General features: G+C 68.5%; 14 protein-coding genes and 1 pseudogene. 10 read left to right on the forward strand and 5 right to left on the reverse strand.

Annotated elements, in window-relative coordinates; genetic code table 11:
- Complete coding sequence (locus ACGFZF_RS13985; RefSeq protein WP_392625619.1) at positions 1-897, forward strand: universal stress protein; 897 nt, start codon at positions 1-3, stop codon at positions 895-897.
- A 27-nt stretch (positions 898-924) separates the two neighbouring features.
- On the opposite strand, the gene ACGFZF_RS13990 is transcribed toward ACGFZF_RS13985, so the two are convergent.
- Positions 925-2,769, reverse strand: a complete 1,845-nt coding sequence (locus tag ACGFZF_RS13990) for a glycoside hydrolase family 15 protein (protein WP_392625621.1) — start codon at positions 2,767-2,769, stop codon at positions 925-927.
- 272 nt (positions 2,770-3,041) lie between these two features.
- Between ACGFZF_RS13990 and ACGFZF_RS13995 the strand changes: the two genes are divergently transcribed.
- From ACGFZF_RS13995 to ACGFZF_RS14005, 3 genes are read left to right on the forward strand one after another with little or no spacing between them, the layout of a single operon-like run.
- Entirely contained in the window at positions 3,042-3,605 is a 564-nt protein-coding gene (locus ACGFZF_RS13995; RefSeq protein ID WP_392625623.1) for a PRC-barrel domain-containing protein, read from the forward strand.
- Between the two features lie 2 nt (positions 3,606-3,607).
- The gene (locus ACGFZF_RS14000; protein ID WP_392625852.1) at positions 3,608-4,039 is read left to right on the forward strand and encodes a PRC-barrel domain-containing protein; all 432 of its coding nucleotides are present in this window, start codon (positions 3,608-3,610) and stop codon (positions 4,037-4,039) included.
- Positions 4,036-4,449, forward strand: coding sequence for a RidA family protein (locus tag ACGFZF_RS14005; RefSeq protein WP_392625854.1), 414 nt, complete (start codon positions 4,036-4,038; stop codon positions 4,447-4,449). The genes ACGFZF_RS14000 and ACGFZF_RS14005 overlap by 4 nt, the downstream gene beginning before the upstream one ends.
- Before the next feature lie 191 nt (positions 4,450-4,640).
- On the opposite strand, the gene ACGFZF_RS14010 is transcribed toward ACGFZF_RS14005, so the two are convergent.
- The 3 genes from ACGFZF_RS14010 to ACGFZF_RS14020 form a co-directional block, all read right to left on the reverse strand.
- Complete coding sequence (locus ACGFZF_RS14010; protein WP_392625625.1) at positions 4,641-5,396, reverse strand: nucleotidyl transferase AbiEii/AbiGii toxin family protein; 756 nt, start codon at positions 5,394-5,396, stop codon at positions 4,641-4,643.
- Positions 5,396-5,722 carry a hypothetical protein gene (locus ACGFZF_RS14015; RefSeq protein WP_392625627.1) on the reverse strand — a complete coding sequence of 109 codons (327 nt, stop codon included), beginning with the start codon at positions 5,720-5,722 and terminating at the stop codon, positions 5,396-5,398. The genes ACGFZF_RS14010 and ACGFZF_RS14015 overlap by 1 nt, the downstream gene beginning before the upstream one ends.
- 331 nt (positions 5,723-6,053) lie before the next feature.
- Positions 6,054-7,082, reverse strand: coding sequence for an IS630 family transposase (locus ACGFZF_RS14020; RefSeq protein ID WP_392625629.1), 1,029 nt, complete (start codon positions 7,080-7,082; stop codon positions 6,054-6,056).
- A gap of 495 nt (positions 7,083-7,577) precedes the next feature.
- On the opposite strand from ACGFZF_RS14020, the gene ACGFZF_RS14025 reads away from it, so the two are divergent.
- Complete coding sequence (locus ACGFZF_RS14025) at positions 7,578-7,781, forward strand: hypothetical protein (RefSeq protein ID WP_392625631.1); 204 nt, start codon at positions 7,578-7,580, stop codon at positions 7,779-7,781.
- An 83-nt stretch (positions 7,782-7,864) separates the two neighbouring features.
- Here the strand turns inward: ACGFZF_RS14025 and ACGFZF_RS14030 are convergent, their stop codons facing one another.
- Positions 7,865-8,053, reverse strand: a complete 189-nt coding sequence (locus ACGFZF_RS14030; RefSeq protein ID WP_392625633.1) for a hypothetical protein — start codon at positions 8,051-8,053, stop codon at positions 7,865-7,867.
- Positions 8,054-8,926: 873 nt separating this feature from the next.
- On the opposite strand from ACGFZF_RS14030, the gene ACGFZF_RS14035 reads away from it, so the two are divergent.
- The 5 genes and pseudogenes from ACGFZF_RS14035 to pglX all read left to right on the forward strand — a co-directional run bounded on the left by ACGFZF_RS14035 (position 8,927) and on the right by pglX (position 19,905).
- Positions 8,927-9,805, forward strand: coding sequence for a DUF5655 domain-containing protein (locus ACGFZF_RS14035; protein ID WP_392625635.1), 879 nt, complete (start codon positions 8,927-8,929; stop codon positions 9,803-9,805).
- Positions 9,806-10,568: 763 nt separating this feature from the next.
- Complete coding sequence (pglW, locus tag ACGFZF_RS14040; RefSeq protein ID WP_392625637.1) at positions 10,569-15,236, forward strand: BREX system serine/threonine kinase PglW; 4,668 nt, start codon at positions 10,569-10,571, stop codon at positions 15,234-15,236.
- 63 nt (positions 15,237-15,299) lie between these two features.
- Positions 15,300-15,890, forward strand: a pseudogene (locus tag ACGFZF_RS14045) (SAM-dependent methyltransferase); the annotation flags it as partial.
- A gap of 44 nt (positions 15,891-15,934) precedes the next feature.
- A complete protein-coding gene (locus tag ACGFZF_RS14050; protein WP_393553992.1) occupies positions 15,935-16,702 on the forward strand; it encodes a transposase in 768 nt (255 codons plus the stop codon).
- Positions 16,699-19,905, forward strand: coding sequence for a BREX-2 system adenine-specific DNA-methyltransferase PglX (gene pglX / locus ACGFZF_RS14055; protein ID WP_393554233.1), 3,207 nt, complete (start codon positions 16,699-16,701; stop codon positions 19,903-19,905). The genes ACGFZF_RS14050 and pglX overlap by 4 nt, the downstream gene beginning before the upstream one ends.
- Positions 19,906-19,922: the final 17 nt, after the last annotated feature.

Here is a 19,922-nt window from a genome sequence, read left to right on the forward strand (position 1 = left end):
ATGAGCGAGGTTTCCGGGGGTGTGGTGGTCGGTGTCGTTGATGCCGAGGAACTGGTGCCGGTGGTGCGGGCGGCCGCCTGGGAGGCACTGGCCCACGGCGGTGTCCTGCGGGTCCTGCACGCGGTGGAGTGGCCGCTGCCGCCCGGCTCGCGGGAGGCGGGGATGGACCACGTGCAACGGGCGGAACGGGTGATCGCTCCCTTCGCCGACCTGGTGGCGAAGGAGTTCCCACAGGTCCGGGTCGTTCCCGACATCGTTTCGGGTTCGCCCGCCCCGGCGCTCGTGCGGCGTTCGCACGAGGTGGCTCTGGTCGTGGTGGGCCACCGGGGGTCGGGAGGGTTTCCCCGGCTTCCGCTGGGATCGGTTGCTCTCCAGGTCGCCACGCATTCCGGGTGCCCCGTCCTGGTGATCCGCCCGGGCGAAGAGCCGGATCCCGGACCGGGGCGCCGGTGGGTCGTGGTCGGGGCGGTGGCCGGCGGTGTACCGGCCGAAGTGATGGACTTCGCCGTGGAGGCGGCAGTCCGCCGCGAGGCGGACCTGGACGTGATCCACGCGGTGGCGCCACCGGTACTGGCGAGGGCCGGCACCACCGGGCCCGTTCTCACGGACCGGCAGGCGCTGAGGGACAGCGCGGCCGAGGCACTGGAGCGCGAACTCGCCGCCTACCAGGAACGGTGGCCCCGGCTGCGGTTGCATGTGAGCGAGGGGCGGCCCGCGAGCGTCCTGGTCGAGGCATCACGTACTGCGGAACTGCTGGTGGCGGGCACTCGGGGCCGTAGCGGGCTGGGGCGCCTCATGCTCGGCTCGGTCAGCGGCGAAGTCCTCCACCACGCCCACTGCCCGGTCGCCGTCATACCGTGCGCCACGCAAGACGAGGAACACCCGGACGGGCACTGAGGCAGCCGCGGGCGTCGGGGGAGTCGGTCAGTGCCGGAACCAGGCTTCCGTGGACAGTTCGGGCTGGATGCCGCGCTGGGTACGGGCGAGGACCACAGCGGTGGACAGCAGTCCGACGTGGCTGAGCCCCTGGGGGAAGTTTCCCAGGAACGAGCCGTCCGAGGCGTCGATCTGCTCGGGCAGCAGGCCGAGCGGGCTGGCGTAGGAGCACAGGTGCTCGAACAGCGCGCCGGCTTCATCGGTCCGGCCTTGGCCTGCGAGGTTGTCGGCCATCCAGAAGCTGCACAGCATGAACGCTCCCTCCGGCTCGTCGATCCCGTCGGGGGTGGCCTGGGGCAGGTAGCGGAACAGCAGACCGCCACCGGCGTCGAGGCGCTCACCTATGATCTGCGCGGTCGCGACCATGCGTGGATGGTCGGCCGGCAGAACACGACGCAACGGCAGGGCGAGGAGAGAGGCGTCCAGTTCTCCCCGGCCGCCCATCTGGGAAGCCAGCGCACCCACCTCGTCGTTCCAGGCCTCGGTGAGGATCCGCTCGGTGAGCGCGTGCGCGTCGGCGGCCCAACCGGACGCGTCGCCGGGCAGGTTCAGCCGGCGTGCCAGCCGGGCCGCGCGGTCGAGGGCGACCTGGCACATCGCCGCCGAGTAGGTGAACGGGCGGCCGGGCGTGCGGACCTCCCAGATGCCGTGGTCCGGACGCCGCCAGGCCGTGCGGGCTGCCTGGACCAGGCCGGTGAGCTGATGCCACAGTCTGTCGGGTAGTCGCCCTCCGGTGGCCGCCCACTGGAAGGCGCAGTCCAGGATCTCCCCGTACAGGTCGTGCTGGACCTGGTCGGCCGCCGCGTTGCCCCACCGCACCGGGGCTGACCGACGATAGCCCTCCAGAGTGGTGTCGATCACCTCGCCGGGCGGGGGCAGACCGTCGAGGTCGTACAGCACCAGGGGCCGCGGGCCCCGGCCGACGGCGTCCAGTACCCAGCGCAGGAATCCCTCCGCCTCACTCGGCAGCCCGACACGCCGCAGCGCGAACACCGCGTACGCCGCATCCCGGATCCAGGCGTAGCGGTAGTCCCAATTGCGGGTTCCGCCGATGTGCTCGGGCAGCGAGGAGGTGGGAGCGGCGAGGATGGCGCCGTTCTCGATGTGGTCGAGGAGCTTGAGCGTGATCGCGGAACGCAGGACCAGCCGTGGCCGGGGCAGATCGGACGGTACCTGGCCGGCCCACCGCCGCCACACCCGCACGGTCGCATCGATGCCCTGGTCGGCTCCCTCATGGGCCCGGGCCGGGCCGCCGCTCCAGTCCAGGCAGAGCGTGAACGTCTCGCCCTCCCGCAGCCTCACCGTGGTGTCCACGGCGGGGAGGGGGTGCGACGCCCCGATACGGACGGTGACCTTCTGGTCCGGGCAGAGAAGCTCCCATCCGTGCGGCCCCCACCGCACGGTCGCGGGAGGGCGAGGGGCGACGTTCACATGCAGCGTCACCCGGCCGCGGGTCACCCGGGCTCGGCGCAGCAGCCGTCCGGTCCCGGCCGGCACGTCGTCCTCCAGTCGGGCGCCCGGCTTGAGCAGGAACGCGTCGGTGACCTCGACGGTGCCCTCCGGCCCGGTCATCTCGGTCACGAGCACCCCGGTGCCCGGCTCGTACCACTGGCGGCTGCACCGCGTCTCCACCGGAGCGAGCAGGAGGGTGCCGCCGCTGTCGCGGTCCAGCAGGGCGGCGAACAGCGGTGCGGAATCGAAGCGGGGCACGCACATGAAGGCCACGGCGCCGTCCCGTCCGATCAGCGCACAGCTCTTTCCGTCACCGATCAGGCCGTGGTCGGCGATCGGCAGGTAGCCCTGATGCCGTTGCGGCGGGCGCGGCACGTCCATACCCCATGGTCGCCCTTCGGCCCGCACACGTCTCCCGCGGTACCCGGTGGGTGTCCGGCCAGGTGCACGGCTGTCAGTGACGGCGGATACTGGACCCAGGGGCGCGGGTGCGGGAGGTCGGCGCAGATGGAGTGGTGGATCTGGCTCGTCATCGTCCTGGCGGCCGTCGCGGTGTGCGCTGTCTCGGTGCTGGGAATCCAGGCGCGGCGGCGCGGCGGCGGGGTCATCGCGGGCAGGCGCCCGCGCAGGGGCGGCGGAGACAGGACGGGGTCATGAGCGGGTACATGCGGGCGAGTGACATCGCCAAGCTGCCGGTGGTGACCCTCGGCGGCGAGGACATCGCCCAGGTCAAGGACATCGTCTTCGACACCGCCCGCGGCAGCGTGCGCTGTTTCACCCTCAGTGGGCGCGGACTGCTCTCCGGCCCGCTCAAGCGGGATCTGCCGTGGAACAAGGTCCACGCGCTCGGCCCGGACGCGGTCATGATCCGGGACGAGAACGCGCTCGCAGACGACGACCAGACGACCAAGGACCTCACCGCCGACGGCGGCGGCAACGTCCTCGGTGCCCGGGCCATGACCGACGGCGGTACCGACCTCGGCAAGATCGTCGACGTCATCATCGAGACAGGCCGCACACCGACCGTGGCCGGCTACGAGATCGAGGCCGCCGGACGCGGCCACCAGCGGGTCCTGCTGCCCGTGATCAAGCCCGTCGCCGTTTCCGGCGAGATGGTCCTCGTCCCCGACGCCACCGGCGAATTCACCGCCGGAGACCTGGCCGGGTTCCCTGAAGCAGCCCGCGGGCTGCGCACCCGCCTAGAAGGGGAGACGTGACAATGCCGCTGTTCAGCCAGGCCAAGGGCCGCGGCATTATCGGCTTGTCCACCGCCGAGACACTCGCCACCGTCACGGGGCTCGCCATCGCCGCCTCACCGGCCCGCATCGCCGCCCTCCGCGTGAAGACCAAAGCCTCCGGCACACTCGTCACCTGGAACCACGTCCAGACGTTTGGACCCGACGCCATCACCGTCCGCTCCGCCGACGACTTCCAGAGCGAGGACGACACCAAGACCCCGGCGGGCAAGCGCCACGACCCGCTCGGCAAACGCGTCCTGACCGAGACCGGACAGGACCTCGGCACGGTGCAGGACATCGAGTTCCACGCAGCCACCGGCCACATCCAGCGCCTCATCCTCGGCGACCAGGACGTCGATGGCGAGCGCCTCCTCGGCGCCGGCAGCTACGCCGTCATCGTCGCCGCCCCCTGAACCGCCGACACCCCAGGCAGCACCCAGATGCCCGGCCGGCTCCGCGCAGCGCACGACAGGTGTCGATAGCGACCGGATCGAAGCTGGTCTTCATCGCCGGGCGGGTCGCCTGGGACGTCGACGGCGCCACGGTCGGCGAAGGCGACGTCGCCGCTCAGGTGGAGCAGTGCTACCTCCACGTCGGCACTGCCCTGGCCGGAGTGGGCGGCTCTTTCGACGACGTGGCGAAACTGACCGTCTACGTCGTCGACTGGACCCCGGACAAGATACCCCTGCTCATGGAGGGGCTCGGCCGGGCAGCCGCGAAGCTGGGAGTCACCGCGACACCTCCCGCCTCGCTGCTGGGCGTCGCGGTACTGGACGTCCCCGACCATCTGGCCGAGATCGAGGCAACCGCCGTCCTCGGCTGAGTAGGAGCCCCCGGTCGCGGGTGTGTGGAGCCGACGGCCGATGCGCGACGAGGCGGGCAGGGGGTGCCCGATGGTGGTATCGGTGGGGGACACCGGGCGACCAGGTTCCGATCGGCGGTGACTCGGCGGACCGGTCGGGCCTCCTTGAACCCCTGCCGTACGAGACCACGAGGCCGACGGTACGGCCTTTCTCAGCGGCCACCCGGCAGCTTGGGCCCCGCACCGCGACTGGGCGGTGAGGGCGGGAGCGGGGCAGCAGGCGGGCCGTTCGTGCTGGCAGCCTTGGCGGACTCCTCGTGGAGAGCCTGGGACAACTCTCGGCGCCAGTCGGCGAACCGGCCGCGGATCGCGGCAGCCGCTTGTGCGTCGATTCCATAGGCTGCGAACTGTTTGTCGGTGTGGTGTTCCACCCGGGCGAGGGCGGAGACGTACTCCGACAGGTTCGGTTCGGCCTCGTTCCGAGCGGCGAGTTCGAGCAGGCGGGCGCGGTTGTACCCGGCTCGCAGGAGGGCGTCGACATCGATGGCGTCGCGCACTTCGGCCCGGCCGAACAAGGCGCCGGTCTTCGCGGCCGCCAAGTCGTCCAGATGGAGGACGGGACCGAGGTCCGAGTCGACGGGCGGATGGTGCAGGAGATCACCGACGAGCTCGACCTTGGACTGCGCGCCGGTCCCCGGATCGGTGACGTGCAGGCGCGCGTACACCTGGGCCTGCTGCGTGACCTGGACCTTGTACCCGGCCGCCTCGTACGCCTCGACGAGCCGGGCAATCGCCTGAGGAAGCTCGCCCTCGGCGCGTCCGATCGGAGTGAAAAGGTCGACATCATCGCTGACCCGGCTGACGAGACGGTGGGCCTGGACGGCGTACCCGCCGGCGAGCCGGTAGCCGAAGTCCTTCGCGAGCGCTTCCAGACCGATGCGGATGAGCCGATGGTGCAGGTCTTCCACTACGCGGCCGCCGCCGGCGTACTGGCGAGCTCGGGGAAACGGGCCTCCCAGGTGGCCCTCGCCGGACGGGGCAGGAACAGGGTGCGCCAGTGGGCCCGCAGCATGTCCGCGTTGAGGTGGGCGTGCAGGTCCTCCGGCGCCTGCGCCTCGCGGATCACCCGCTCGTACATCAGCCGCACGTCAGCGTCGTCGGCCAGGTCGAATTCGTAGTGCGGGCCCCAGTCCAGATGCCTGGGCAGGACCACGATGCCGCTCCCCGGACCCCTCAGCTGCCCGAGCGAGTCCGGCAGCGCATACGGCCGGAGCTGTGCGTACCTGCTGCTCATGCTCCCCAGCATGCCCGAAACCGCAGCTCTGCGGTACGCATACCTGCGGACGCGGCGTCCCGGCAGCCAGCCGAGGTGCAAGCCGCCTCTGCGCTGGGCACGCATGGTCTGGTCTATCGGGCGGCCATCGGCTCTGCGGAAGAGGCGTGAATCCAGCCCCGAGCCAACTTCGCCCATCGACGACGCCTCCGGCGCCGTGGTGCCGTGCGCGTCTGGCCGACTCCGCGGGCGATATCGGGCCCAGAATGTCCAGAAGGAAGCGAGAAAGCAGCGTCAGCGCACTGCACATATCGCTCGCTATGCACGTATTGAGCCGAAACTGATGGGTTTCCTACTGGATCGTGTAGCGGACGTGTCGGCCGTGGAAGTAGCCGGTCACGATGTGGGGTTGCCGCTGTCGGCGGTGGAGGAAGCGCCGGGTTTCGCGGGCGAGGTCGTCAGTCGAGGTGGCGCGGGCCGCGTGGACATGGTGTTTCAGGTCGGCGTTCAGCAGCTCGTCGGGGTTGAGTTCCGGGCTGTAGCCGGGCATCAGGTGCAGCTCGATCCGCTCTGCGTTCTCGGCGAGCCACCGCTTCACGGCCTTGCTGCGGTGGACCGGGTGCCGGTCCACGATGACGTGCACCTTCCGGCGGGCCTGTCGGGCGAGACGGTCGAGGAACGCGCAGAACACGTCCGCGGTGAACTTCTCCGGGAAGACGGTGAACCACAGCGCGCCCCGCGAAGCGACCGCAGACATGATGTTGACCTTGAAGCGTCGGCCGTTGACCCGCACGATCGGGGTGTGCCCGGCCGGGGCCCAGGAGCGTCCGGGCGGCGCCGTGTCGGAGCGCAGGCCGCACTGATCGGCCCAGACCAGCTCGGCCTTCTCCCGCCTGGCCCGCGCGGCGATCGCCGGGTACTCCTCCTCCAGCCAGGCCCGCACCTGTTCGTCCTGCTGCCTGTAGGAGCGGCGGGCGGGACGCTGCGGCGTGAAGCCGTGCCGGCGCAGCCATTTACCCACCCCCTGTTCCGTCATCGACACCCCGCACACCAGCCGGATTAAGGCCTGCGTCGAGGCACGGGTCCACATCACCCCGCTCTGCCCCAGGTCGGCCGGGGTGTAGTCCCGCATCGCCCGCAACACCGCACCCCGTGCGGCATCGTCGAGTAACTCGCCCTTCCCCGCCTGCGATTCACGCTCGGCCGCCAGCAGCGCCGGCCTGCCAGCGGCCTTGAAGGCCCGCCACCAGGTGCCCACCGACCTTTCCGAGACGCCGAACAACTCCGCGGCACGGCCGTACGTCGCCACCCGCCCCGACTCCAGCGCCGCAACCACCCGCAGACGCAGGTCCTCCTGCGCGGCCGGCGACAGCCGGCGCATATCCCCACCCTCGATCACACCCGACCAACGACCAGGCAACCGATGAGTTTCGGCTCAATAGCAGGCACGCGTGACGGCTGGATTTGCCGTTGGGGAACGGTGTGACCACTGCGGCAGCCGTAGGCCTTTTGGGGCGCGCTCGTCGGCCCGGTCCGGTGCTCGGCGGGTCGCGGCCGTGATCCGCGTGAGGGCGGGGCGGTCACGCTGCGTGGGGCCGCGGCACCGTTCGTCGACCAGGACGGTATGCGGGGCGCTGGTGAAGCTGGTGAACGCCGCCTACGCCGCCCGCGACGAGATGTGGTGGGGCACGCGCAGGGGCTGTACCCGCGACAGCCGCAAGTTCGCGGTCTGGTCCCAGGGCCTGATGGCCGAGTGGCACCAGCACTACCGGAGCCCCGACGCGGGTGATCTGCCGACACTGCGAGTGGGGGCGGGTAGGCCTCTGGTCCCGGCTCAAGTTCCGTGCGGCCTCCAAGGTCGCCTCGACGGTCGGGGGTGCGACGCGGCATCGCACCGGCACGGAGGCCGACCCTGCCCCTGGCCCTGTTCCTGACAGCCCTCGCGGCCAGCCTTCTGCGAGGCGCCGGCATACCGCAGATCGCCGCCGCGATAGCCTTCCCCCTCAACCTCGCCGCGCTCATCCTTGCGATCACTGAGATCCGCACCCACCGCCACCGCCACCGACAGCACCAGGCCTGAGGTATCAGTCCCTCATCGGGTGCCCGCCCTCCCCGGTGTCCGGAGCATCAGGCCGAAGTGCGGCAGACGCACCTCTCTGCTGTCTACGCGTTGGGCATGGTCGGGTAGTAGCCGCAGCTGCAGGTGCCGAACCGGGGCATGGAATCCCCCTGCTCCTGGGCCAGGGCCATGTACTCGTCCACCTCGATCTGCGTCAGATGGAACCCTTCACAAGCACGTTCCCTCTTCTGGCTCTCGCCCGAGGTCTCCAGCCACTTACGGAACCACCCCATGACCCACCCCCCTGAAGCTGAACTCCTTCGCCGTTATCACGGCAGGGAATACTTCCCTTGAGCCCTGATGGGTACACAAAACCCTTTCGCGTGAAGTCGCCTTGTACGAGGCAGAAAGACGGGCGCCCGGTGAAGGTCCACCCACCTGGACCGGTCCAGGATCGACTCGGCCGGCTGCACGCAAGTGAAGTCAGAGCCTGGCTCCGGCGGATCGCTGTGTCCGTCTTGCAGTCGGTCTGCGTCCCTGGTGCGTCGACGAGCGGGACGCCGGGATCGTTCGCCAGCCGGGACGGGGGTGCGGCATCTCTCGGTGCCGGGCAGACGGATACTCGGCGCTGAGGGGCCCGGCCTGCCGCCTCTTCGTACGCCAGGAGGCTGCACGTGGCGCCCATCATGCACGTAATGCACATTGATCTTGCGTCCGTTTTGCGTTTCGCGCACCTCTGACCTGCGGTTTCTTTTAACCTGTTTTGGCTAGACCTTATTGCGATGACCCACCATGTCGAGTGTGTCGCGATCCTTGAGCCTGCCGAAAAGGGCCGCTGACCTGCGGCTTTGCCAAGTGTGCATTATGTGCGTTACGTGCGTTACGGGCGATATCTTGACGCATATTCGACGCACGTGACGCACGTTTGACGCACGCCTGACGCACGCCCGGCTCATACGCTGACTACCCGTCAGCAACAGAAAGCCGCCCTTCCGGCCGGTGTGACAACCCGGTCGGAAGGGCGGCTTTCTGCTGTGCGCGCCCCAGGGCGCCATCGCTCTCGCCTCGCTTGCCTGTATCGGCGGTCGAACACGCTCCGTAGCTGCACGTCGGCCTGGAAATATGCCTGCAGCCTTATGCGTTGGAGCCGACCACGGAATGGGGAGGTGTGGGAACTGCGGTTGTTCAAGACCATGGACAGGGGCGTGAGCGAGCTCGCGCCCCGGCTCGCCGCTGCCGAAATGGACGTGCAGCGCCTTGTCGAGACAGACATGGAGGCGTTGTTGGGCGTCCGGTTTCTGGCATCCGAATACAGTACGGGGCCTGTTCACGCCGGCCGAATCGATTCGCTGGGGCTCGACGCGAACGGGGCACCCGTCGTGGTCGAGTACAAGCGCGGCACGGATCCGGGCGTGATCAACCAGGGGCTCTTCTACCTGAGCTGGCTCGTCGATCACCGCAGCGAGTTCGAGCACCTGGTCCGTGACAAGCTCGGGGCGAACGCCGCGGCCCAGGTGCTCTGGAGCGGACCCCGATTGATCTGTGTGGCCGGGGACTACACACGCTACGACCTCCACGCCGTGCGTGAGCACCGGCGCAGCATCGATCTGGTCCGCTACCGCTTCTTCGGCAGGGACCTTATTGGCCTTGAGACCGTGGCCACGGTCGCAGGACGGCCGACGCAAGGCAGGCGAGTGCAGCACAAGGGACTGGCCGGCATGGGACCGGAGCGTCTTGTGGAGCTGGCGGCAGCGGCGGATGAAGCGCTCCTCGGCCTTGGCGACGGCATCACCAAGGTGCAGCGCAAGCACTACAGCGCCTACCGGCGGCTGCAGAATTTCGCGAGCATCTGCCCGCCCCAGCGGACCAAGGTCCACGTGTACCTGTCGCTTGACCCGGCCGATATCGACCTTGTCCCGGACTTCACCAGGAACGTGACCGGCTTGGGGCACCATGGCACGGGCGATCTGGAGGTACGGCTGCGCACAGAAAGGGACCTTGAGCGTGCTCAAGACCTCTTTCGCGCCAGCTACACCGCGGCGTGATAGTTCAAGGTCACGTGCGAGCGAATCTGCAGTCGTAAGGCGTCATTCGGGGGCGTAGTCGTGAGTGTCCCTCTCGATGGGCGGGCAGATGGCGGCGGTGGAGATATCCATCTTCCGGAGATTCCCCGGTTAGGCTAACCGGGGGATCTCGGCTACATTTCGCCGCGCATGCCGCTCCGGCACCGTCCATCGCGTACATCCAGGTCAGCCATTTTCCGCGGGGGCACCGTCCTGAGGCCGGTCGCGGGCTGCGGGTTGCGACCCGGCTTCAGCGGGAGTAAGCGTGGGGCACGGGCGTGCGATCGAGGGCAGGATCAACCACCTGGTCGGCTGCCGGTGTCGGCCTCTGCCAGTACCTGTGCGGATGAGGCGAGGTCTCGCCGACGGGGGATACGGCGAGACCTCGCAAACGACGCTACGTCGTAGGCATCCTTCCGGTCCAGCTCTCCGAAGGGACGCTGCTCTCTGCTCGCAGAGCGGCGGGCAGCCGGGTGGGGGCCAGGCCGCCCCGTCGGTCGACAGGCGACATCTGAGGCCGCCAGCGCGACCACCTCGTCCATGGTGTGGCCGAATCTGCACCTGACCAGCAGGAACCTGGTGATCACGCTAGAAGGGCAAAGACCTCCAGGACGCCCACTTTGCCTCTTGCTGTCAGTCCTGCCCTCTAAGATTCATTCAGCGGGGGCAGCCCGCCGTTCTTGCGAACGGCGGCAGGATCGCGGTACGCGCAAATACGTGCAAATGGACACAGGCGGGGAGTCGCATGCTGGAAGGTCGGTGGACGACGGTCACCGAGTCCGAGCACGAGCACGAGCGCCGCGGCCTGGAAGCGATCCGCAGGCGTCTGCCGGACGAAGAGCCGTGGCGAGCCTGGTCGAATTTCACGTTCACTGCGAACAGCGGCCATGTCCGGGAGATCGATCTTCTGGTGACAGCACCGGCCGGGGTGTTCCTCCTCGAGCTGAAGGACTGGCACGGATCGGTACACGGCGGCGGTAACGACTGGGTGCAGACCACGCCCGGCGGAACCCAGCGGCGACACGGCAACCCCCTGCACCTGGCGAACCGGAAGGCCAAGGAGCTGTCCGGCCTGATCAACGACATCTCCGGCCAGCCCGGAGGCCGGCCGAAGATCTGGGTGGGCGAGGCGGTCTGCTTCACCGATGACAAGCTCCGGGTGAACCTTCCGGCCGCCGATCTGAACGGCGTTTTCACGGTCAAGCAGCTCGTCGACATGTTGGCCGAGCCGCCGGCAGACGCCCGGCGCCGGATAACGGCCGAGACGTCTCGCCGCGTCGACGTGGCCCTGAAGAAGCTCGGCATCGCACCGATCCGCCGCCAGCATGAGGTGGGCTCCTATCTCCTGGATGCGAAGGCGTTCGACTCCGGCCCTACCTGGGCCGACTACCTGGGCCGTCACTCCCAGCTGCACGATCTGGCACGAGTGCGGGTCTTCCTCAGCGAGCGCGGTGCTTCAGACGCCGAGCGGCGTTCCGTAGAGCAGGCCGCTGCTCGCGAGGCACTCGTGCTCAGCCGGTTCCGGCACCCAGGTGCGGTACAGCTGAAGAGTTATCTGCCGTCGGGGCATCCGGCCGGCCCGACGATCCTGTTCGATTACCACCCGGAGACTCTGCGCCTTGACGACTTTTTGGTGCAGCACGGGAAGCATCTGGACCTGCGGGGCCGCCTCGCGCTCGTACGACAACTTGCGGAGACGGTGCGCTCCGCGCACTCACGCCGTGTCCATCACCGCACGCTGTCGGCGCACGCGGTGCACATCATTCCGCGTGATCGCGGCCCGCGCGGGCGGGAGCTCAGCGAGGAGCAGCGCTGGCTGGGCCCTTGGCCGCAAATCGCGGACTGGCAGATCGCTACAGGCCAGAGCGCCAGCCGTGGCCGACCTCTGACCCTGGCTCCTACAAACGTGTCCGGGTTCCACGTCTCGGAGCAGGCTGATCCGTATCTGGCGCCGGAACTGAGGATCCCGAAGGCCGACCCGGTGCGCCTCGATGTGTACGGGCTCGGTGTCCTCACGTATCTGCTGGTCACCGGGCAGGCGCCAGGCGCAAGCCAGAGCGAGGTCATGGCCCGCCTGGAAGCCGGTGAGAGCCTGCGCCCGAGTGCCTTGGTCGACGGGCTCAACCCGGACATCGACGACCTGGTGGAGGCATCCACCGCGTACGAACCGGGCCGCCGCCTGTCCACGGTCGACGACTTCCTGGAGATGCTGGAGTACGTCGAGCAGGCATTCACCGAAAAGGACTCCGTCGGCTCGGCCACAGCCGCAGGCACGGGCGGGGACGGCGGGTCGGGGTCGGAAGCGGACGAGGATCGGGGCGAGCCGGAGAAGGACCCGCTGGAGGCCGTGGCCGGGGATGTACTGGCCGGGCGCTGGGAAGTTGTTCGCCGGCTCGGCACCGGCTCGACCTCTCGGGCGTTCCTGGTGAGGGATCTCGCGGGTGAGCCGCGGCGTAGCGGCACCCTGCCGGTGGCTGTGCTAAAGGTCGCGCTGAGCGAGGCCAAGCACGCAGTCCTCGACCGGGAGGCCCAGATCTTGGGCCGCATCCACCGGGATTCCAGCATCATCGCGCTGTACGAGCGTGAGCCGATCACTCTCGCGGGACGCCGGGTGCTCGCTCTCGAATACGTCGGCGACAGCCGAGAGCTGAAGGAGCAGGACCGTGGTGACGGGAAGGGACCGAGGCGGCGTGAGGACACCGTCGCCCGTCAGCTGCGGGACAACGGCCGCCTGGGCATGGATCAGCTGGAGGCGTACGGGAAGTACCTGTTCGGCGCGGTGGAGCACTTGGAGGCGGAGGGAATCTGGCATCGGGACCTGAAGCCGGACAACATCGCCATCCGGATCCGTCCCAACGGCACCCGACAGTTGGTGCTGATCGACTTCTCGCTCGCCGGATACCCGGCGAAGGAGATCGATGCGGGCACCGAGGGCTATCTCGACCCGTTCGTGGGAGTTATCACGCGCGGCTCGTACGACGGTCATGCCGAGCGGTACGCGCTCGCGGCGACATTGCACGAGATGGCGTCGAACGAGCTGCCCCGATGGGGTGACGGTGCTGTCACAGCCCGGCAGACCGATCCGAAGGAGTGGCCGTACCCGCAGCTCGCCGCCGACGCTTTCGAGCCGGCGGTCCGTGACGGCCTGGTCGCCTTCTTCCGCAAGGCTTTGGCGCGGGACGTGAAGGACCGGTTCTCGGACCTGAAGCCGATGGAGCGTGCCTGGCAGGCACTCTTCCTGGATGCGCAGCGGACGACGGCTCCGAGCTCCGGGCACGTTACGGCGGAAAGCGTAGGGGCCACGCAGGAAGCCGGGCCGCAGATCGGCCGCGAGGACGACGATGCTTCCGTCGAGCAGGTTCGTGACCAGCAGGCGGCCAGGGCTGACCGTACGACGCCTCTGTCTGTGGCAGGTCTGACGCTTTCCGCGCAGTCCCAGCTGTTCGCCATGGGGCTGAACTCCGTTGGGGACGTACTGGATTACTCGGCGAGGAAGTTCCTCACTGCGCCGGGCATGGGCTCGCGCACCCGGGAGGAGATCCAGCGCCGGCAGAAGGAGTGGAACCTCCGCCTCGGCAAAGCGGCCCCCGCACCACTCAGCGCGGAGGCCCGCAAGGCAGCCGGCCAGGAAATCACGGAGCTGGAGCAGGCGGTAGCCGAGTCGGTCGCTGCCGGCGGCGGGAATGTCACTGACCCGCAGCTGCTGGGCGCACTGAGCCTGGACGCGCTGGCCGCTCGCCTGGTCCCGAAGCCATCCAGCGGCAATGCCCGATCCAACGCCAAGGAGCGCGAAGCGGTCCGGCTGCTACTGCGGCTGCCCAACGAGACCGGCAGGCTGCCCGAGGGCCTGGCATGGGTTCGGCAGCGGGACGTTGCTGACGCGGTGGGCCTGACCGCGGGCCGTATCCCGCAGATCGTGAAGAAGGCGCGCGAGCGATGGTACGAGGACGCCGCCCTTGGACTGCTGCGCGAGGAGGTGGTGGAGCTTCTTGCCGAGCGCGGACGGGTGGCCCCGGTGATCGAGCTCGCCGACGCGCTGATCGCCCGGCGCGGCACCCAGCACGTGGAGCGTCGCGACCGGCGCGCGCTCGCACTGTCGCTCCTCCGCGCGGTGGTCGAGCGAGAGAGCTACAACAACGAGTCCCCTCCGCTCTTCCGCTACTTCCATGCCCGGATGCCCAAGGGCGCCGATCCGGTGCTCGGCCTGCTCGCCATCGATGTCCGGGAGGGCGTGGACGGCCCGGATACCCCGACGCTGCCCGCTCTGCAGGAATACGCGCTCAACCTGGGCGCGCGAGCCGAGCGACTCGCGGACCTGGAATCCCTGCCGACTGCCAGCACCGTCCTTACCGAGCTGGACGCGGTGCGACGGCCGCCGGGAAACCTGGGCTGGGACGAGCGGCGCACCGCCGAGATCGCGGTGGCAGCTTCCAACCGAGCCGCTCTCACCCCCCGACTGGAGATTTACCCGCGCGACCTGGACCTGGTTCGCGCGCTGAGGATCACCCAGGCCGGTGTGCTGGCCGTCCAGCCGGGCGTCGAGGAGGAGCGACTGCCGGGTCTCACGGTTGACGCCCTGCACAAGCGAGTTACGACCCGCTTCCCCGACCTGGGCACAGACCCGCTGGTGCCACGCGAATTGCCCACGGGCAGCGCACTGGTCCGTTACCTGAAGCAGGCCGGCTTCGAGCTGAAGCTGGCCACGCGTTACGACAAGGTGCTCCGCCTCATCCCGGACGGTCCGGCCGGGGACGCCACCGCCGGCCTGACCTCGGCGAGCTGGGGAGCCTCGACAGCCCGTCGATCCGCCCCCACCCAGTACGACGCGGACGCGGCCGTCGCCGCCGCAGTCAAGGCCGAACAGCGGCTCAGCCACTCGGCGCGACAGGACGGCTTCCGGGTCCTGACGGTGCCCCACCGGGGTGCTGAGGACGCGGTGGGGCACCTGGCGGACGAGCCGTACGGTGTGCGGTCGGTGTCATTGACCGGGCTCTTCGTGAAGGAACTGCGCGGTGTGATCGGCGAGGCGGCCAGACCGACCTGGGAGACCGTCCTCAAGGCGGACGCCGCCGAACCCGGAAGCCGGGCTCACCAGCAGCTGCGCATCCGCACAGACAAGGCTTGGGGGCGCATCGAGCCGCAGCTGCGAGAGCGACTGCGGCAGGCGCAGGGACCGCTGCTCCTCACCGACACTGCGGTGCTCGCTCGGTACGACGCGCTGGACCTGCTCGTAAGACTCGCGGAGGAAGCGCGGCAAGGTGGCAGCCCGCTGTGGCTGCTCGTCGCCCAGTCCGACCCAGCGAAAGCACCACGGCTGGCCGGGCAGAGCGTGCCGTACCAGGCAGGGTTCGACGAGTGGATCGTCGTACCCGATGCCTGGGTCGCGCGCAAACACCTCGCACCGGACGCCTGACCCTCTTCCTCTCCTGAACCGGCCTTCTTCCGCCCACTCCGTTTTCTCTACAGGAGCCGTTCCGTGATCGACCGCAAGAGCCTCCTCGCCGACCTGCAGAAGCAGGTCAAGGCGGCAGAGACCGACCTTGAACAGCAGGTCAAAGCTGTCCCCGAGGTAGGGACGCGGCTGCGCGGTGAGTATGAGCAGGCCCGGAAGCTGGGCCGTACGGCGGCGACGTGGAACGCCTGGGTCGGGGAGCGGATCACCCAGGTCGCGGTGGCCTGGGTGCTCGGCACCGTCTTCGTCCGCTTCAGCGAGGACAACCGGCTGATCGCCGAGCCGTACATCACCGCGCCGGATGTGGCTGGGCGTGAGATCGCGCAGGCGCGGTACGAGGAGTTCCTGGAGAAGGACGTCGACCCGACGTACCGAGGCTGGCTGGAGACGGCGTTCGCAGAGCTGGGCGCCGGGCAGGCCGGCCGACTGCTCTTCGACCGCGACCACAACCCGCTCTACCAGATCCCTCTTTCGCACGACGGGGCCGGCGCGCTCCTCGCGTTCTGGCGGGAGCAGCGCGCCAGTGAGAATGAAGCCGACGGCCCGGTGCTTGTCCATGACTTCAGCGACCCGCTGAGAGAGGCTGGCACTGAGGGCTGGAGCACCCGGTTCCTAAGGGCTGTCCCGTAACTGCTGGTCACGGGTGAGATGATCTTGCTGTGGCTGGTGTGATCACGGCGTCGGAGCCGTCCTGGATAGCCCCGTTCACCGGGCTGAGCCCGCGCCTGTTCGGGAAGCTGGTGACCGTGTTGCGGCGCGAGGGTGCGGACGCGGTCCGCAAGGGCCGGCCGTGGAGTCTTCCGCTGGAGGACCGGGCCCTCCTGGTCGCGGCGTACTGGCGCACGAACTTGACGATGCGGCAGCTCGCCCCGCTGTTCGGGGTGTCGAAGTCGGCGGCGGACCGGATCATCGACCACCTCGGGCCGATGCTCGCGCTCCAGCCCCGCAAGCGGTTCGCCAAGGACACCGTGCTCATCGTGGACGGCACCCTCGTCCCCACCCGCGACCACACCATCGCCGAGCAGTCCAAGAACTACCGGTACTCCACCAGCCATCAGGTCGTCATCGACGCCGACACCCGCCTGGTCGTCGTGGTCGGCCGGCCGCTCGCCGGAAACCGCAACGACTGCAAGGCGTGGGAGGAATCCGGCGTCAAAGCCGCCGTCGGCAAGACCCTCACGATCGCCGACGGCGGCTACCCCGGCACCGGACTCGTCATGCCTCACCGCCGCCGCAAGGGCGAGGAACTGCCGGAGTGGAAGCAGGAGCACAACAAGTCCCACAAGCAGGTCCGGGCCCGCGTCGAGCACGTCTTCGCCCGCATGAAGACCTGGAAGATCCTCCGCGACTGCCGCCTCAAAGGCGACGGCGTCCACCACGCCATGCTCGGCATCGCACGGATGCACAACCTCGCACTCGCCGGATAGACCAGCGGACCACACCGCGGCCACCCGCGCCCGAGGCGACTCAACGATCATTTACGGGACAGCCCTTAGGCGATCTGTACCAGGACCTTAGCGAGGCGGCCCGTAAGACGTACGCGCTGCTGCAGACGCCGGAATTCGTGGAGGAGTTCATTCTCGACCGGACGATGACCCCGGCGGTACGGGAGTTCGGGTTCGAGGAACTGAAGATGATCGACCCGACCTGCGGGTCCGGTCACTTCGTGCTCGAAGCGTTCCGACGGCTGGTACGGATGTGGGCGGAGGAGCGTCCAGAGGTGGGCTCGTACGAGCGGGTGCGAGCCGCCCTCGACTCGGTGCACGGAGTGGACCTCAACCCTTTCGCGATCGCGATCGCCCGCTTCCGGCTCCTGGTTGCGGCGGTGGCCGCAAGCGGAATGCGGACTTTCGAGGAGGCCCAGCACTACGAGTGGCCGATCCAGCTTGCTGTGGGCGACTCCCTCATCAAGGATCGCCAGCTGGAGCTTCAACTGGGGCTTGGCTTTGCGGACGAGGGCGGCGCGGCCGGTGACCCGCTCGCTCAGTTCTCATACGCCACGGAGGACGTGGACGAGTACCCCGGGATCCTGGACCAGGGGCGCTACCACGTAGTAGTGGGTAACCCTCCGTACATCACGGTCAAGGACAAGCAGCTCAACCAGCTGTACCGAGAGCTATACAGCGCGTGCGCGGGGACGTACGCACTGTCCGTTCCCTTCGCCCAGCGGTTCTTCGAACTAGCCAAGCAGGGTGGGGCGGACGGGCACGGCTACGGCACGGTCGGTCAGATCACAGCGAACTCCTTCATGAAGCGTGAATTCGGCACCAAGCTCATCGAGGAGTACTTCGCGCACAAGGTCGAGTTGACGGAGGTCATCGACACCTCAGGGGCGGTCATCCCGGGGCACGGGACGCCGACAGTGATTCTCATCGGGCGACCTAGGGAGGGAGTAAAGCGGCAGGCGACGATCCGCACGGTGCGGAGCGTGCAGGGGGAGCCGTCGGCGCCGGAGGAAGGGAAGGAAGCGGAGGGGCTGGTGTGGCGGGCGATCGTCGAGCTGATCGACCGACCGGGGAGTGCGGGACAGTGGGTTTCAGTGGACGATCTGGAGCGGGGTCGGTATTTCGGCAAGCAGCCGTGGATCCTGGCTGATGGCGGACTTGAGATGGTTGAGACGCTGAACTCTGGATCGCGTGCACAGCTCCGATCAGTTGCTCAGGAAATTGGCGCTGGTGCAGTAACGCGTGAGGACGACGCATTCATGGTGGGTGCTGGAGCCTTGCGCCGTTCAGGCGTCACGGACGACGAAGCGCGCCAGCTTGTGGACGGTGGCTCCGTCCGCGATTTCACCATCAGCGGAGCGACGACCTCAGCGTGGCCATATGACGAGAAGACTCTCAAGGCGACGGCATCGCCGGAATTGAGACGCTTCCTGTGGCCGTCCCGTCGCTACCTCATCGACCGCGTCGCCTTCGGCAAGTCGCAACTGGAGCGTGGGCTTGCCTGGTTTGAGTACTCCATGTTCTTTAAGAACAGGTATAGGCCGAAGTTCACGATCGCTTTCCCCTTCGTTGCTACGCACAATCACTTTGCGCTGAACCGCGCGCGGCGCGTATTCATCCGCACCGCTCCCGTCGTCGCGCTCAATAAGGGGGCGAGTGAGGAGGAGTATGTGCGGCTGCTCGGGTTGCTCAATAGCTCCACGGCTGGTTTCTGGCTCAAAATGGTTAGTCACGACAAGGGTAGCCAGGGCGTAAACGAGGGCTACAAGTCGCAGGTCTGGGAGCGCTTTTACGAGTTCACCGGCACCAAGCTCCAGGAATTTCCTCTTCCCGCCGAGTACCCCGCCGCACTCGCCACCGCCCTCGACGCCCTCGCCCAGCAGCTCTCCGGCGTCACCCCTGCCGCCCTCGCAGCCAAGACAACCCCCACTGCCTCCGCCCTCCGCGAAGCCGAAAGTCGTCACGCCTCCCTCCGCGCCCGCATGATCGCCCTCCAGGAGGAGCTGGACTGGCAGGTCTACTCCCTCTACAACCTGCACTCCGAAGACCTACGTCTCTCTGACCCCGATGCGGTGCCCGACCTTGCCCTCGGTGAGCGCGCCTTCGAGATCGTGCTCGCGCGCCGTGTCGAAACCGGCGAGGCCAGCGAGGAGTGGTTCAACCGGCACGGATCGGAGCAGATCCGAGAGATCCCCGACCACTGGCCCGCCGACTATCGCGCCCTCGTCCAGAAGCGCATCGACGCCATCGAGTCCAACCGAGCCATCGGCATGGTTGAGCGCCCCGAGTACAAGAGGCGTTGGGCGACCGAGGGTTGGGCCGCAATGCGGCAGAAGGCGTTGAGGACCTGGCTGCTCGACCGGATGGAGGATCGTGCGTATTGGTTTGACGTCAACGGCAACCCGACCGTCATCACTCTCGGCCGCCTCGCTGAAGCGCTCTCCGCGGACGAGGACTTTACGTCTGTTGCCGATCTCTACGCCCCCCAGCAGGATCTCGCCAAGACGGTCCGTGAGCTGCTGTCAGAGGAGCATGTGCCGTTCGTTGCCGCGCTCCGCTACAAGCCCGTCGCGCTGAAGAAGCGGGCGGACTGGGAGCACGTGTGGGACCTCCAGCGCGAGGAGGACGCCGCGCCGGACGAGCTCGCCAAGCGGAAGGTCCGTGAGCGGACGCCCGTGCCGCCGAAGTACACCGCGGCAGACTTCCTGAAGCCGAGTTACTGGCGTGCGCGTGGCAAGCTCGATGTACCCAAGGAGCAGTTCGTCTCGTACGGCACGGCCAACGCACAGTCGCCAGAGCTTTACGGGTGGGCCGGCTGGGACCACTTGGAGCAGGCCCTCGCGCTCGCCTCCCACATCCAGCAGGCCGGGCTCGGCGAGGACGACATCGTGCCGTACCTGGCCGGGCTGCTTGAGCTGCAGCCGTGGCTGGAGCAGTGGCATGGCGAGTACGACCCGGAGTTCGGGGCGTCGCCGGCCGCCGAGATTTTGGCGTTCCGGCAGCAGAAGCAGGGCGAGCTCGGGCTGACTGACGACGCGCTACGGGCCTGGCGCCCGGTTGCGGCCACCCGCGGTGGCGCGAAGAAGGCAGCCGCGCCCAAGAGGCGAACGAGCACGAGGGCCGCCGTCCAGATGTCCGTCACGGACAACGTCACCGATGCCGTCGCCGGCGCAGAGTCCGACTGATCAGGGCGAGGAGCTTA

This window comes from Streptomyces sp. NPDC048338 (assembly GCF_043201055.1).
GTDB lineage: Bacteria > Actinomycetota > Actinomycetes > Streptomycetales > Streptomycetaceae > Streptomyces.

Excerpts from the sequence above, each read along its gene's own strand:
- ACGFZF_RS14020 (WP_392625629.1), bottom strand. The coding sequence starts at position 7,082 with ATGCGCCGGCTGTCGCCGGCCGCGCAGGAGGACCTGCGTCTGCGGGTG.
- ACGFZF_RS13990 (WP_392625621.1), bottom strand. The coding sequence starts at position 2,769 with ATGGACGTGCCGCGCCCGCCGCAACGGCATCAGGGCTACCTGCCGATC.
- ACGFZF_RS13985 (WP_392625619.1), top strand. The coding sequence starts at position 1 with ATGAGCGAGGTTTCCGGGGGTGTGGTGGTCGGTGTCGTTGATGCCGAG.
- pglW (WP_392625637.1), top strand. The coding sequence starts at position 10,569 with ATGCTGGAAGGTCGGTGGACGACGGTCACCGAGTCCGAGCACGAGCAC.
- ACGFZF_RS14030 (WP_392625633.1), bottom strand. The coding sequence starts at position 8,053 with ATGGGGTGGTTCCGTAAGTGGCTGGAGACCTCGGGCGAGAGCCAGAAG.
- ACGFZF_RS14015 (WP_392625627.1), bottom strand. The coding sequence starts at position 5,722 with ATGAGCAGCAGGTACGCACAGCTCCGGCCGTATGCGCTGCCGGACTCG.
- ACGFZF_RS13995 (WP_392625623.1), top strand. The coding sequence starts at position 3,042 with ATGAGCGGGTACATGCGGGCGAGTGACATCGCCAAGCTGCCGGTGGTG.
- ACGFZF_RS14000 (WP_392625852.1), top strand. The coding sequence starts at position 3,608 with ATGCCGCTGTTCAGCCAGGCCAAGGGCCGCGGCATTATCGGCTTGTCC.